The 15,418-nt window shown below is 52.8% G+C and carries 9 protein-coding genes; 5 read left to right on the top strand and 4 right to left on the bottom strand.

Annotation, left to right across the window (positions count from 1 at the left end; all coding sequences use genetic code 11):
* Positions 1-151 precede the first annotated feature (151 nt).
* From FIM25_RS10800 to FIM25_RS10785, 4 genes are all read right to left on the bottom strand, one after another.
* Entirely contained in the window at positions 152-1,042 is an 891-nt protein-coding gene (locus tag FIM25_RS10800) for a MinD/ParA family ATP-binding protein (protein ID WP_139449144.1), read from the bottom strand.
* Positions 1,043-1,113: 71 nt separating this feature from the next.
* Positions 1,114-1,893 (bottom strand): hypothetical protein, encoded by a 780-nt coding sequence (locus FIM25_RS10795; RefSeq protein ID WP_139449142.1) that lies wholly within the window; start codon positions 1,891-1,893, stop codon positions 1,114-1,116.
* Entirely contained in the window at positions 1,890-2,567 is a 678-nt protein-coding gene (locus FIM25_RS10790) for a class I SAM-dependent methyltransferase (RefSeq protein ID WP_139449140.1), read from the bottom strand. Before FIM25_RS10790 ends, FIM25_RS10795 begins: the two co-directional genes overlap by 4 nt.
* Positions 2,568-2,782: 215 nt before the next feature.
* On the bottom strand, positions 2,783-3,439 hold the full coding sequence (locus FIM25_RS10785; RefSeq protein WP_179953306.1) for a substrate-binding periplasmic protein: 657 nt from the start codon (positions 3,437-3,439) through the stop codon (positions 2,783-2,785).
* 309 nt (positions 3,440-3,748) lie between these two features.
* Between FIM25_RS10785 and FIM25_RS10780 the strand changes: the two genes are divergently transcribed.
* The 5 genes from FIM25_RS10780 to FIM25_RS10760 all read left to right on the top strand — a co-directional run bounded on the left by FIM25_RS10780 (position 3,749) and on the right by FIM25_RS10760 (position 15,182).
* On the top strand, positions 3,749-4,864 hold the full coding sequence (locus FIM25_RS10780) for an aminopeptidase P family protein (protein WP_139449136.1): 1,116 nt from the start codon (positions 3,749-3,751) through the stop codon (positions 4,862-4,864).
* Positions 4,861-5,760, top strand: a complete 900-nt coding sequence (xerD, locus tag FIM25_RS10775) for a site-specific tyrosine recombinase XerD (protein WP_139449134.1) — start codon at positions 4,861-4,863, stop codon at positions 5,758-5,760. Before FIM25_RS10780 ends, xerD begins: the two co-directional genes overlap by 4 nt.
* A gap of 192 nt (positions 5,761-5,952) precedes the next feature.
* A complete protein-coding gene (locus FIM25_RS10770; protein ID WP_246052149.1) occupies positions 5,953-7,605 on the top strand; it encodes a PfaD family polyunsaturated fatty acid/polyketide biosynthesis protein in 1,653 nt (550 codons plus the stop codon).
* A gap of 18 nt (positions 7,606-7,623) precedes the next feature.
* Positions 7,624-14,331 (top strand): type I polyketide synthase, encoded by a 6,708-nt coding sequence (locus FIM25_RS10765; protein ID WP_139449132.1) that lies wholly within the window; start codon positions 7,624-7,626, stop codon positions 14,329-14,331.
* A gap of 41 nt (positions 14,332-14,372) precedes the next feature.
* Positions 14,373-15,182 (top strand): alpha/beta hydrolase, encoded by an 810-nt coding sequence (locus FIM25_RS10760; RefSeq protein WP_139449130.1) that lies wholly within the window; start codon positions 14,373-14,375, stop codon positions 15,180-15,182.
* The last annotated feature ends 236 nt before the right edge of the window (positions 15,183-15,418 follow it).

Here is a 15,418-nt window from a genome sequence, read left to right as displayed (position 1 = left end):
TGGTGAATGGATAACACAGATAAAGTTAAAGTCAACTTTAATTTTAGGAAGAGGGAGTTTTCAGGGGAGAAGCAACACCCTTCACGGGTTTTTCGTCACAGGGACAGTCTGCCTGACAGGAAAAAGATTCCGGCGACAGCAAGGGTCGCCCCTACCTGTTTGAGAGAAGCTGGCGGGCAAGCCCCATCACCTGACGGGTGATGGTATGGCTTCGGTAATTTTTCAAAAAGGGTTCCCGGCTCATGATGGCATCATTCACCTCATCTCCATGGCTGACAACGGCACCAAGGGAAAAAACAGAACCAAAAAGCTTCGGGTAAAAACCCATGAGCTGGGCGGCCACTTCCGCATCCATGGTTTTTCTCACCTGATTGAGGAGCAGATAAAGGCGCATACCTTCAATGTCTGCTATCAGTTTGCGGGCAGCTTCGGAATCTTTGGTTTCAAGGGCTTTGGCCATATCCAGAGGACGAATGGAAGTGGCCGGTTTTAAGGCAAGACAGATGCGGGTAAGCTCCCTCAAACCGCCATCGCCCACATGGCCTCTGATTTTACGCATGAAAAGGGCATGGATGAAACGGAAAAGATTTTCAACAGCCGTGGGTTCCGGTGTCGTCACCAGCACACCACGGGATGCGGCCAGAAAAAAATCCAGATTGTTCTTATAGGTTCCGGCCCCAAGATCCAGCAGTATGCACTCGTGGGGAAGAGTTCTGAACCCCTGAATCAGGCGCTGCACCCAGCCTGCGGGCAGATCCGCCACATGGGCTGTGCATCCCTTGGACGATATGAGAGAAAGACGGGGGATGGAAGTTTCAAGGCAGCAGTCCGAAAGGCTGGCAGCACGGCCTTCCATAAAATCCTGTAGCCCCGGTTTTGAAACGCTAATACCAAAAAAAGAATGGAGATTGGCAGCACCCAGATCCAGATCCACCAGCACCACCTTTTTTCCGGCAGCAGCCAGAAGGCTTCCCGTGAGGGAAATGAGAAAGCTCTTCCCGCTGCCTCCCTTGCCGCCGCCAAAGGCTATGATTTCTCCCATCTCATTTCCTTCCTTATCATGATCCAGAGAGGCAAAAGCTTAACCCCATTCACCTGTCAGACCAAGCCCCTTTATCCGGAAGCGCCTCCGGGAACAAGGCGCAGCCTGTGGGACTCTTTCAGTTTTTCCATCAAACAGGCAATAATAATTGAAACGGCAAGGGTTTCATCCATTTCTTTTTCCCTCAGTCCTTCCCTGCGAGCACAGTCTTCCAAAAGATCAGGATTGGGCGGCCACAGATAATGCCCCAGAATGTAGACAGCCAAAGTAGAATCCGCAAGGGCAGGAAGCCCCTCATTAAAATGGGCCAGCGCAACTTTATCCCTTAAGGTCATCCGTTCAATAAGATCTTTGAGTACAGAGTCAATATCCGGAAAGAAAGTCTCCCCAGACTCCGGCATTCTTGTTTTCAGGGCTTCATGGAGCCGTTCCGGCCGGGTCCTCAGCAGGCACATGGCAAAAAGCGCCTTTGCTATCTCACTACAGACTGAAAACTGGGAAGGTGCCACATCTGCTGCAAATCCGAGACAGACAATACCACTTTCATAGACCCATTCCCGGCAGCGGGCTGCAAGAGCATGAACGGCATCTTCATCAGGTGGCAGGCTAAGCCAAGGGCCGGATCCGGACCGAACCCTGGCCCTTACAGCTGCGGCAGACTCCGAATCCGGATCTTCCGTAAAAAAAACCCAGCCGTCAGCCTGCATCTCCACAGGAAACAGTGTATTCTGATCACCCTGCCCCTCACCAGTTTCTTCAGTCAAAACGGCGATACCATAGCTGCGGCCAAGATCTGCCAGCATCTTTTCCAGTTCATTTCCAGTAGAGCCGATGACAATAGCCTCAATCATAAATCTATCCTTTCAGAAATCTCAGAGAAAAACAAAGGCGATTTCTGAAAAAAAATAACATCTTCGCCCACAAAATCCACCATGAGATTTTCATATTGTGCCATATACTCAAAGGTTTTTCGACTGAAAAAACTTACATGTGTTGGATCATTTTTATAATGCCAGCCTGCAAAGGCCTTTGCATCTTTAACAAGTTTGGTCATGATACCCAGCCATCCGCCGGGTTTCAGTAATTCAAACAGAAGCTTCCATTCTTTCTGCGGCCTGTAAAAATGTTCCATGGCTTCCGTGCAGGTTATGAAATCATACTCTTTTTCAAGAGGCTTCTTATCCGGTGCATAATAGGGATCATAAAGGGCCATTGGGTAGCCATTTTCCTCCATCATGGAGGCCAGCGCCGGGCCGGGACCGCAGCCAAAATCCAGCCCCTCCAGCTTTTCCCCTCCAAGACGTTCCAGAAGAGGTATGGTAAGGCGACTCAGAAAACGACGGTATCCTTCATCTTCGGGGCTGTTCTCATGGAGATCATACTCGGCCTTTTCCGCATCCGGGGCAAGAAGAAAGGCGGCATCCACAAAAACCAGATTACAAGCCGAACACTGCCAGTACAGTCTGCGCCGCCCCCGGTAAAATTCCGAAACAAAATCACAACAACATAAAGGACAAGCCTGCATTATTTTCCTCAGAGATTTTAAAAAAACGTAATATCGCTATGAACTCAGAGTAAAGCGAAGAAGTCTGCCGTCTCTAAGGACCTTGAGGACATTAAAGACCTTAAAACCCATCAATCACAGAGCAGAAACACTACAGCCTGCCCTCCCTAAAGACCCTAATGACATTAAAGACCTTAAGGACTTTAATGAAAACCCAAAGACCCTGAAAACCTACTCTATTTCAGGATCTCATCATACCGACCACTTTTTTTCAGTTCTTTCAAACCCCGATTAAAGCGCTCCATCACTTCAGCGTTCGCAGGATTTTGTTTAGAAAGAAGAAGGTGCAGAGCTTCCGCACGCAGGGGCTTAGGGTGATGGGTAATGCTGGCAAACTCTTTTTCACTGAAATCCGTCTGCAGAATGCCATAACCTGCAAGGGTATTCATGGGAAAAACCTGTATCCGTTCCGCAAGCATTTTCCTGAAATTCTGAACATCCTTAGAAACCCATTCAACAAGTATTTCTTCTCTGGCGTATGCCCTGCTGAAATCTTCTCCATAATCATAACCAAGGGTAGCTCCAATATGTATCCCCTTTAAGTCTTCGATTTTTTCCCAGTCAAAGGCAAAATCTTTCAGATGAAAAAAAGACTGGCTGTCATCCACCAAAGAATCGGATACATAAAAAAGAACCTCCCTCTCCGGCGTACGAAACCAGGCAGGAGTTCCATCCAGAAATTCCCCTTCCTCCACACTTTTCAATGCTCTTTTCCAGGGGACAAAAACAAAAACAGCTTCAAAACCAGCCTTTTCGAAGCTTTCAGAAACAATCTGGCTCAGAATCCCGTATCCTGGGAGTTCCTTAGAAATATATGGAGGAAACTCATCCACTCCCAACCTGATAACAGGTTTTTCCGCAAAGGTCCCCAAGGGTATACAAAAAAGCAGGCAGAAAAACCCACACAATATTTTAATTCTTTTGCTCCAATACATGTTCTCTCCTGCTTTTTATAATTACGAATACTCCAGACATTATATTACCATTTTTCCTTTACCTCAGCATAGCCCAAAAACCCCGCAGATAGAATTGCCCACTGTTTCAGATCTGTGCTATGGAGAGCCTGAAAATTCAGAAGTCGGCCTTACAAATCCAGGCCCTTGTGATTTCTTAACTTTTAAATAAGCCAGGAGACTTTCGCCTTGAACCCTTCCACTTCCTTACGCATAGAGAATCTCCGCATCCGCATGGCCGCCTGTGACATAGACGCCATGATGGTTCTTGTGGAAGAAAACCGCAGATACTTAAGCGGTTTTACCGGTGAAGACAACGGCTATGATGAGTCCGCAGGAGCCCTCTTCATCACAAAAAACAAGCTGCTTCTCGCCACGGACTCCCGCTTTGTTTTTCAGGGAGAAAGCGAAGCCCATGGCTATGAAATATACTGTTATAAAAAAGGTCTTGCTGCAGAACTTCCCGATATTCTTTCTCAAATAGGGTCTGAAAGCTTAGGTTTTGAACCGGCAAAGCTATCCGTAAAAGACCATGGACGTATGCTTGAATCCCTTGAGAAAGCAGGGTCTTCCGCAAGACTGCTGCCAGTCACGGATCTGGTGGAGTCCTTACGCATCATCAAAGACGAAGATGAAATTAACACCATTCGAAAAGCCCTTGCCATTACGGAACAGGCCTTAAAAAATCTGATCCCCTCCCTTGTGCCGGGCATGAGCGAGAAAGAAGCAGCATGGCTGCTTGAGAAAAAACTCCGGGAAACGGGTGCTGAAGGCCTTTCCTTTCCCAGCATTGTTGCCTGCGGTGTCAATGCGGCCAAACCCCATGCCCATCCTTCGGATTATCTTTTCACCACCCATGCCCCCGTCCTCTTTGACTGGGGCATAAAGCTCAAAGGATACTGCTCCGACATCACCCGCACTTTTTTTCTGGAAAAACCCGATGACCGCTTCATGGAAATTTTTGAAGTGGTGAAAACCGCTCAGGAAAGGGCCACGGCCGCCATCCGCGAGGGTGTGAGTACAAAGGAAATTGACTCACTGGCAAGGGATTACATCAAGGAAAAGGGATATGGAGATTTCTTCGGCCACGGTCTAGGCCATGGTGTGGGCCTTGCCATCCACGAAGCTCCAAGGCTCAGCCCCATGCAGGATATCCCCCTGAAAAGCGGCATGGTGGTCACCGTGGAGCCGGGGATTTATCTTCCTGAATGGGGCGGCATCCGCCTTGAGAACATGGTGGTGGTCCGGAAAGATGGACCGGAAGTTCTCAACACCACCACGGTTGAAGAATTTCTGCCACGATGAATACAGACCCGCACCCCCTGCTGGATGCCTATCTGCGACATCTTCTCATCGAAAAGGGTCTGGCGGAGCTGACCCTGAGCGCCTATGCGGAAGACCTTGGTCGTTTTCTTCATTATGTAAAAGAAAATGATCTTGAGGTGGAAGAGCTTGCACCCATGGATCTTCTGGCCTACCTTGTTCACCTTGAAAAGGAAGGACTTGCAGCCCGCAGCCGGGGGCGGCATCTGGTAAGCATCCGGGGCTTTTTCACCTTCCTTGCCTCATTGGAAACACTGGAAAAAGATCCTTCCCGAATTGTCCGCCTGCCCCGCACAGGCCGGAAACTCCCGGATGTGCCTTCATTTACGGAAATGGAAGCACTTCTCTCCGCTCCGGCCATGGATACAGCTCTGGGACTCCGGGACAGGGCCATGCTGGAGCTGCTCTACGCAACGGGTCTGAGGGTTTCAGAACTCATGGGGCTAAAAGTTACAGATCTTCGTATGGATGCCGGATTTTTAAGGGTGCAGGGCAAGGGAAGCCGGGAAAGGGTGGTGCCCTTCCATCAAAAAGCAAGGCAGAGCCTTTCACTGTATATGGATGAAGGACGACCACGCATTTTGAAAACCCGCTTCAGTGATTATCTCTTTGTGGGCGGAACGGGAAAGCCCCTCACCCGTCAGGCCTTCTGGAAAAACGTGAAACGCTACAGCCTGAAGGCAGGCATTGCCAGACTGATAACACCCCACAGCCTGCGGCATGCCTTTGCCACCCACCTTCTGGAAGGTGGGGCGGATCTTCGGGTGGTGCAGGCCCTGCTGGGCCATGCGGATATTGCCACCACCCAGATCTACACCCATGTGAACCGCAAAGGTCTTAAGGAAGTTCACAGACGTTTTCACCCCAGAAGTACATAGAATTCGCACAAAGAACGCTGTTCACGGTCGCCTTGACAGCTTAACCTGTTTTGGATATATCTTAAAAGTTTATCATGCCGGGGCAGGGACAGTATTTATCTCCTGTCTCTTATAAGGACAATCCGACTCTTCTCAGAACCAACAGATAACAACCTGCAATCAGGCCAAAAACAGGCTCTTTATGGATAGTAAATGACAACAGACATAACAGATTCTTCCATGGGCTGGTGGCAACCCGGCCCTTCTGATAAAGCCTTTCCTGAGACAGACGATCCAAAAGCGGCACTGCTCTCCTTGCGCAGTCCCCTTTTTCTTGTACTGGGAGAAGACGGCAAACCCCAGCTCCGCACATACGGGCAGGCGATTCTGGGAAGTGTCCTTTCCGGTGAAAACTCACTGCCTCTTCTTGCCTTTGTTCCCCCTCTTCCGCCTGAAAACCTCGGCAGCCGGGATTTTCTCCGGCGACACGGATTGAAATACCCCTACATTGCAGGAGCCATGGCCAACGGCATCACATCAGAAGCCATGGTTATGGAAGCGGGCCGGGCCGGAGGCATGGGCTTTTTCGGGGCTGGCGGCTGCACCCTTGCCCGCATTGAAAAGGCCATTGCCACCCTGAAAAAAGCGGCAGAATCAAGCCCCTTTCCCTTTGGCTTTAATTTTCTGCACCAGCCCGGCTCCCCGGAAGGGGAAATGGCCCTTGCGCAACTTTATCTCAATTCCGGCATCACCAGCGTCTGTGCCGCCGCCTTCATGCGCATGACCCCGGCCATTGTTCTGTACAGGGTAAGGGGCGTCACGGCGGATGAAAAGGGCCGTCCCCTACCGAAAAACCGCATCATAGCCAAGGTTTCCAGGGTGGAAATTGCTGAAAAATTCCTTGCCCCCCCTCCTGAAAAAATTCTTAAGCAACTGCTCAGCCAAGGGCTGCTAAGTAAAGAAGAAGCCCGACTCGGGGCCTTACTTCCCATGGCCAATGACATCACGGCAGAAGCGGATTCCGGCGGACATACGGATAATCGTCCGGCCATGGCCCTTCTTCCCGCCATCAAAGCGGCAAGGGATGCGGCCATGGCTGCAAGGGAATATACCCACATCCCCTGCGTTGGCCTTGGGGGCGGCATTGCCACTCCGGCTTCTGCGGCGGCGGCCTTTGCCCTGGGAGCGGATTATATACTGGTGGGCTCCGTCCATCAGGCCTGCGTGGAATCCGGCACCTCAGATACGGTGCGGGAGATGCTGGCCCGCTGCGGACAGGCCGATGTCACCATGACCGCTGCGGCGGACATGTTTGAGATGGGTGGCAGGGTGCAGGTGCTGAAAAGGGAAACCATGTTTGCCTTACGGGCGCAGAAACTCTACACCCTTTACAGGGAGTATCCTTCCATGGAAGCCCTGCCGGAGGATGCAATCCGCTTCCTTGAAGACAAGATCTTTCAGAAAAGCATAGCAGAGGAATGGGAATCCACCCGCCGCTTTTTCATGGAACGGGATCCATCCCAGCTGAAACGGGCCGAAGAAGATCCCCGCCACCACATGGCCCTGCTCTTCCGCTCCTATCTCGGTCAGGCCTCCCTCTGGGCCATACAGGGAAATCCGGACCGCAAGGTGGATTATCAGGTCTGGTGCGGCCCGGCCATGGGTGCTTTCAATGCCTGGACCAAAAACAGTTTTCTGGAGGAGGTATCCGAACGCCGCATCCGCACCGTGGCCTTCAATCTTCTGGCCGGAGCCGCCACCCTTACCCGTTTCTCCATGCTAAAAGTCCAGTATCCGGAGATTCCGGCACATCTCGGCAATTTCTCACCACTGGGCCTTAACACCCTTGAACCCATGATGTCTTAAAGAGGATCAGGATATTCCATGACCCCTTCTTCCATATCCAAACCCTGTGATCTGGCCGTGATCGGCATGGCCTGCCTTTTTCCCCAGTCACCGGACAGACTGGCTTTCTGGCGGCTGATTTTCCGCAACCTTGATGCCATCGGTGAAGTACCTGAAAGTCACTGGTCCAGGGAAGCCTACTTTGCTCCCTCCCCCGGTGCGCCGGACAAAACCTACTGCACCCGGGGAGGCTATCTTTCTCCCTATCCCTTTGATCCATCCGCCTTTGGCATTCCGCCCAATCTCCTTGCCGTAACGGATACATCCCAGCTTCTGGGTCTGGTCACGGCCCGCTGCGCCTTAGATGACGCAGGCTACCCCCAGCAGAGGGAATATGACAGTTCCCGCACCAGTGTGATTCTCGGTGCCACAGGTACTCAGGAGCTGGTGGTGCCGCTGGCGTCCCGACTCAGCCATCCCCTGTGGAAAGAAGCACTGGAAGCCGAAGGAATCCCGGAAGATATCCAGACCGCCATTATGGAACGCATGGCGGCCGGACATACGGCATGGCAGGAAAATGCCTTTCCCGGTCTTCTGGGCAATGTCATTGCCGGACGCATTGCCAACCGCCTCAACCTTGGGGGCAGCAACTGCGTTGTGGATGCAGCCTGCGGCAGCTCCCTTGCCGCCGTACACATGGCCGCTCTGGAACTGCAGACAGGCAAGGCCGACATGGTGATCACTGGCGGCGTGGATACCTTAAACGATATTTTCATGCACATGTGCTTTGCCCAGACCGGCGTTCTTTCCCACTCCGGCGATGCCAGACCCTTTTCCGAAAAAGCCGACGGCACCGTACTGGGAGAAGGCGTGGGCATGGCCGTTCTCAAACGCCTTGAAGATGCCGAAAAAGACGGCGACCGTATCTATGCGGTCATCAAGGGCATGGGTACGGCCAGCGATGGCAGAAACCAGAGCATCTACGCACCGGGAGCGGAAGGTCAGATTCGTGCCCTGGAAAAGGCCTGTGAAGAGGCTGGCTTTCATCCCTCCAGCGTGGATCTGGTGGAGGCCCACGGCACCGGCACCCGTGTGGGCGATGCCGTGGAATTCAAGGCCCTGCAGTCGGTGTACGGCAAAGAAAGGGACACAAGGCCCTGCATTCTTTCCTCCGTCAAGGCCAACATCGGCCATACCAAAGCCGCAGCGGGCATGGCTGGTTTCATCAAAATAGTACTCTGCCTTTATAATAAGGTGCTGCCCCCGGCACTGAAACACCTCCCCCCGGATCCGGATCTGGACATTCCCTCCTCCGGCTTTTGCATGCTTTCCCAAGCCATGCCATGGACGACAGAAAAAGACCGCCCACGTCGGGCTGCGGTCAGTGCCTTTGGCTTTGGCGGAGCGGATTACCATGCCGTGCTGGAAGAATATGGCAAAAAACGAAACGAAAGGGTCTGGGATTTTCATACGGATATCTTCTCTGTTTCCGGCCCAGACACGGAGACCCTTCTTCAGAAACTCTCGGAGCTGGAAAATACAGAGGCCAAGGAACCCCGGATGCTGCAGGAAGTCTGCCGCCGTTCCCGATCAGATTTCTCCTCCGCCCACAGCTTTCGTCTGCTGCTCCTTCTGGAAAAAGATGGGGATATGGCAGGTATCATCAAAGAAGCCAGAGCCATTATCGGGGAAGAAAAGAAAGGCCAGCATGGCCAGATTTTTTTCGGCAAAGGGGAGTCGCCCGGAAAACTCGCCTTTCTCTTTCCCGGACAGGGCAGCCAGTATCCCGGCATGGGGAAAAGCCTTGCCTGTATTTTCCCGGAAATGCTGGAAAGCCTTGAGCTAGGGGATGCCACTCTGGCCGAATACGCTGCCCCTCACCGCAAAGAACATCTCCTTTCCCGTTTTATCCATCCCTTTACAGGTGAGGGCAAAGAAGAGGAAGAAACCCTGCGGTCCACGGATCTGGCCCAGCCTGCCATCGGCTGTGTCAGCCTTGGCATGGCCCGCATACTGAAACGTTTCGGCATCCGTCCCCATGCCACATGCGGACACAGCTACGGGGAACTCCCGGCCCTCTGCTGCGCCGGTGTGTTTCAGGAAACAGAATGCATGCAGCTTTCCGTCCTCCGGGGACGCTACATGGCAGGAGACCCCGATGACCCAAGGGACCGGGGCGCAATGATGGCCGTACGGGCTGATGTGGAAACCCTGAAAAGCCTCATTGAAAAAGAAAACCTTAATGTGGTACTGGCCAATGAAAACAGCCCTTCCCAGTGCGTGCTCTCCGGCGGAAAAGAGGCTCTGGATCATGCGGCCAAGGTGCTGAAGAGCCACAAAATCAGGGGAATAAGGCTGCCCGTTGCCGCCGCCTTCCACAGCCCCCTTGTGGAAGATGCGGCCAAACCCTTTGCAGAGGCCCTGCAGGGCATCACCCCCAAAGCTCCCTCCATGGAAGTCATGGCCAACGGCACAGGCCTTGCCTATGAAAGGGATGGGGATGCCATCCGCCAGACCCTTTCTTCCCAGCTCCTTTCTCCTGTTCGTTTCATCAGCAATATAAAATATCTTTATGATGAAGGTGTGCGCACCTTTGTGGAAACAGGCCCTAAAAATGTTCTCACTGGCCTTGCTTCCGCCATTCTGGAACAGGAATCCGTGCATTGTTTTGCCATGGATGCTTCCGCCGGAAAAAATTCAGGAGATATGGATCTTCTCATTCTTCTCTGCCAGCTGGCTGCCCTTGGCTATGGAGTGGACTGGTCCGGCATCCCGGAACCACCGCCCAACCCGGAGCGGCGGATGACCATCTGGCTTTCCGGAGCCAATATCAAACCGGAACAGGGGAAAAAGGCCGCAGAAAAAAAGCCCCTTTTACGGGCAGCTGACAGCAGACTCCTTTCCGCTGAGAATCTGGCCCCTGCCCGGAGCAGGGAAACAATCCACCGGCCTGAACCAGCAGCAAAGACCCCGGCAGAGGCCCATACAAATTCTGCAGATGTGGCACCTGCATCCACCCGACAACTTGCTGCTGCGACAACTCCGGCCGGCACCCGTCAAGATTCTGCTGATGTGGCCATGCATTCCCTCACCCATAGACCCACTGAGACTTTACAGAAACGAGGTACCCCCATGGATTCAAGGGTTCTGATGGAAGGTTTCCAAACCTTGAAAGCCCTTCAGGAACAGACCACCCGTGCCCACGAACAGTTTTTATCCCTGCAGTCCGAAGCGGGCCGCACACTGGAAAGACTGGTCCATTCCATGGGAAGGGGCGAAGGATTTTCCCTTCAGGAATACCCTGAAAAACCCTTTTCCGAAGCCGGAAGCCTTGCCCCTGTTGCAGAGAATCTTTCAACTCCGGCCAGAAATCTTTCACCTGATCCCGCCCCGGCTCCCCCGGTTCCGGCGCGACCTGTCCCTGAGGCAGCCGCAGCCAGAGCCCCTGAGACCATGGAAAATTCCAGCCAGCAGGAAAAAAACATTCTGTCCCTTCTGGTGAGCACCGTATCCCGTCATACGGGTTATCCCGAAGACATGATTCAGGCGGACATGGATCTGGAAGCGGATCTGGGCATAGACTCCATCAAAAGGGTGGAAATTCTCTCGGAGCTGGAAGGACACTTCCCGGCCATGGCCGGTTTTGCACCGGAAGTACTGGCCGAAGCCCGCAGCCTACAGGCCTTTGCCGATCTTCTGACAGACCATTCTCCGGCCTCTGTTTCCGTACCGGAAAAAACCAGTAGCACGACATCTCCAGCCAGCGCATCCCCGATCCCTGTCATCACGGAGCTGGTATCCCGCCATACGGGTTACCCCGAAGACATGATTCAGGCAGACATGGATCTGGAAGCGGATCTGGGCATAGACTCCATCAAAAGGGTGGAAATTCTCTCCGAACTGGAAGGCCTTTATCCCGACCTCGCCACCCTGGCCCAGGAAATTCTTGCCACAGCCCGCAGCATATCCGCCATAGCGGCCCTTGTGGTTCCGGATGCACAGCCAGCCCATGAAAAATCCCATAACATCCATAAAGTACAGGAAAATATTCCTCCTGCAGATGCCGCCGCAGCGATCCGTTCCATCATCGCCCGCCATACGGGTTACCCCGAAGAGATGATTCAGGCAGACATGGATCTGGAAGCGGATCTGGGCATAGACTCCATCAAAAGAGTAGAAATTCTCTCGGAGCTGGAAGGCATCTATCCCTCTCTGGCCACGATTCCCGCAGAAACCCTGCAGGAGTGCCGCAGCGTGCAGGCCATCGCATCCCTGCTTTCAGATCCTGCACCGGAAAAGGACCTGCCTTCTCCCATCACTGCGATAAAGGAAACAGCTTCCCCAGCTTCAGAAAGCAGACAGTCCTCCGCTGACACAGAGCCGTCTGCGGAGGAAATCTCCCTTATCCGCAGCACCATCCACTGGGAAGCCTTTAATCCTGAGGATGAAAACCTTCCCGCTTCTCTGGCTCTGCTGCAGGACTTTTGCGATGAAACAGGCCTTTTTCCCATAAAGCAATCCCTCATCGGAAAAACTCTGCAACTCTGCCGTGCCGAAGAAGCCCTCGCCTCCTTTCAGCCCAGCCTGATTGTGCCATGGGCAGCCCATAACGATGAAAAAGCCCTGCAAAAGCTGTTCGTCTTTCTTGGGGCATGGGGCAAAAAAGCCCTTGCATCTTCTAAGGCCTGCTCCCTCTGCATCATCACCCGGAGTGACGGAAGCCTTGGGGCCAGTGATCCTTTCAGTGCTTCCCCTGAAACCCAGAGCCTTGCAGGACTCATGAGAACCCTGCAGAAGGAATGGCCGGATATGGCCCTTCGCCTTGCGGACCTTTCCAGAGAAGCAGGCGCAGCGGAGCCTCTGATGAAAAAGCTCCTCTTCAGCCGTGGCCCCCTGATCCTTGGATGCGATGCCTCAGGCCACATCCGCACCCCCCTTCTCAAGGAATGTTCCGCCGGAGAAAAGAATCCAGCCCTTGCGACCCCTGCCAAGGACGATCTCATGCTCATCACCGGCGGAGCCTACGGCGTAACAGCAGCCTGTGTGGAAGCTCTGGCCCGTTCCTGGCCCTGCCGCATGCTCTTTACGGGCCGATCTCCGGAACCCGGCCCCGAACCCCTCTGGCTGTCCGGCATCCAGAAAAAAGAAGACATCCGGAAAGCCCTGCTACGCCACCATTTTGCAGAAAAAACTCCCACGCCCAGAGAGCTGGATACGGAGTTCAACCGGATAAAAAACGGTCGTGCCATCCGCGACACCCTCAAAAAAATGAAAAGCCTTGGCTGCGATGCCCGCTACCTTTCCATGGACCTTGAAAAGCCGGATGCCATTGAAGGGCTTTTCAAAAAACTAAAGGAAGAAAATACCCTGCCCTCCCTCTGGGTTCACGGAGCCGGTGTACTGTCGGATAAGGCCATGGTGGATAAAAGTGCAGAGGATTTCAGCAAAGTCTTTTCCGTGAAAGCCATTTTTGCAAAGCATATGGCCGAGGCACTGAAAGATATGCCCATGAAGGCCATGATTTTCTTTTCCTCCGTTGCCAGTCTGGAGGGCAATCCCGGACAGGCGGACTATGCCATGGCCAATGGCGTTCTCAACGCCCTCGCCCGGAGAGAAAACCTCACACGCAAAAATTGCCGGGCTCTATCCATCTGCTGGGGCCCCTGGGAAGGGGGCATGGTCACCCCTGCTCTGGCACGGCACTTTCAGCGACAGGGTGTGGGTCTGATTCCTCTGGATAAGGGCAGCGAAGCTTTCTCCCACGAAATTCTTTCCGGCAATGACCCTGAAGTACTGCTGGCAGCAGGCAGGGAGGCGGAAAAAAAAACTCTGAAAACAGAGAAAACCCCAGACAGTGCGCCTGAAACCCTGCGCATCTTTTCCGTCAGAACCCGGCCTGAATTTACGGACCACAGCATTGCAGGCAAAGCAGTGGTTCCCTTTGCCTCCCTTGCCTGTGAAATCCTGCGTCAGGAAGAAAGGCCGGATTTTCGCCCAAATCCGGATACTGACTTCCGGATTCTTGAGGATCTTCGCCTGTTAAAGGGCTGTATTCTGAATGAAGACAGCCTCCTTCCTCTGGAAGTGCAAAAAAAAGGCCGTGAGCGGACGCTGGTATCTCTGGAAAGAAAACCGGCTACCCCCCGGATGCGCTGCACCATCCGTTCCGGCAGTATCCGCCCCCAGCTATCCCCTGCCCTCATCCATCCCCGGCCCTATCCCAGAGACTGCCGGACCGTATATGATGAGATCCTTTTCCACGGCAAAGCCTATCAGGTACTGCAGAAAATTGAGATCATGGGAGATAATGGCATGAAAGCCAGCCTTGCTCCGGAAGTTCTCAAGGCCCATCCCGATCCATTATCCCTGATTCTGGACAGTGCCATGCAACTGGCCTGCCTCTTCGGCTTTGAAAGCAGGGGCAGCGTCTGCCTGCCCACCCATGTGAAGTCCCTTCATCTGCCCCATTCTTTTACGACTTCATCCTTTACTCCGGACAAGGTAAAGGGACTGATTTATACAGCCGAAAACGGCAGCAGTCATATGCTTTTAGGCAACATCTCCTTTCTGGACAAAGATGATATGCCCTGCATGGAAATAAGGGGCCTGACCATGACAGGCAGTGAGGCCATGGCGGAAAACTTCAAAACAGGGGGCATCACCCTTCGCCCCTGCATGGAAGGTGACCATGCATCCTCAGCGGATGGCTCCTTTTCCCTTCCGGACAGGCAGCGATCTGCGGGATGAAAATCCATTGCCCCTGACTTTAAAAATTCTCTGGAGTCGTGATGGAAAAAATAGTGTTGTATATCCTTGCGGGTTATGTACTTTTCTGCCTTCTGCTTTTTGTCATGCAGAGAAGCCTTCTTTATATGCCGGACAGACAGACCCTTTCACCGGAACAGGCAATCGCTCAGGGTCTTCGCCACTGGCCAGAAGAAAAGGGATACCGTGGTTTCATCGCCAGCCCGGAGCCTGCGGAACCGGCCGGAACAGTAATACTATTCCACGGCAATGCAGGGTCTGCCTGGCACAGGACATTTTACACCACAGCCCTTTCCAGACAAAACTTCCGGGTAATTCTGGCCGAATATCCGGGCTATGGCGGCCGCAGGGGCAAGATTTCCGAGACAACCTTAGTGGAAGATGCCCTGCAGAGCATCCGCCTTGCCCATGAATCCTATGGCGGTCCCCTTTATCTCTGGGGAGAATCCTTAGGCTGCGGCGTGGTGGCAGCGGCCCTGAAAAAAACGGACATTCCCGTCAAAGGTGCAGTTCTTTTTCTCCCCTGGGACAGTCTTCCGGATCTTGCCCAGAGTCATTACTGGTTTCTTCCCGCCCGCCTGCTGGCAAAGGACAGGTACAACAGCATGGAAAACCTGAAAAACTTTGAAGGCAGGGTTGCGGTTCTTCTTGCGGGAGAAGACGAGATTATTCCCATCAAACATGGAAAACGACTCTACCAGTCCCTTAATATGGAAAAAAAGCTCTGGATTTTTGACGGTGCACGCCACAATGCCATGCCCGTATCCCCGAATCTCCCATGGTGGAAGGAAGTCATGGATTTTGTATCGGCTCAGGATCTGGATTTGGAATAAAACCGAAGCTGAATAGCATGGGAAAAGCAGGCTTGCGGCAGGATGATACCCGGAAAAAGAAAACTTGTAGTCAGAGGAAGAGTGTTTTATGGATAAAAAATGAGGTTTCTGTTTTTATGGGAAAGATACTTTTGAAACCTTAAGTTTGTAACTGTATGGATTTCTGATTAACAGGCAAAAAGACGTGTTATCCAGATAGAAATTTATGGTCTTGTGCCTATTGACCTAGGTGATTT

Source organism: Desulfobotulus mexicanus, assembly GCF_006175995.1.
Lineage (GTDB): Bacteria > Desulfobacterota > Desulfobacteria > Desulfobacterales > ASO4-4 > Desulfobotulus > Desulfobotulus mexicanus.
Note: the sequence above shows the minus strand (reverse complement) of the source record. Positions and strands in the feature narration are given on the sequence as shown.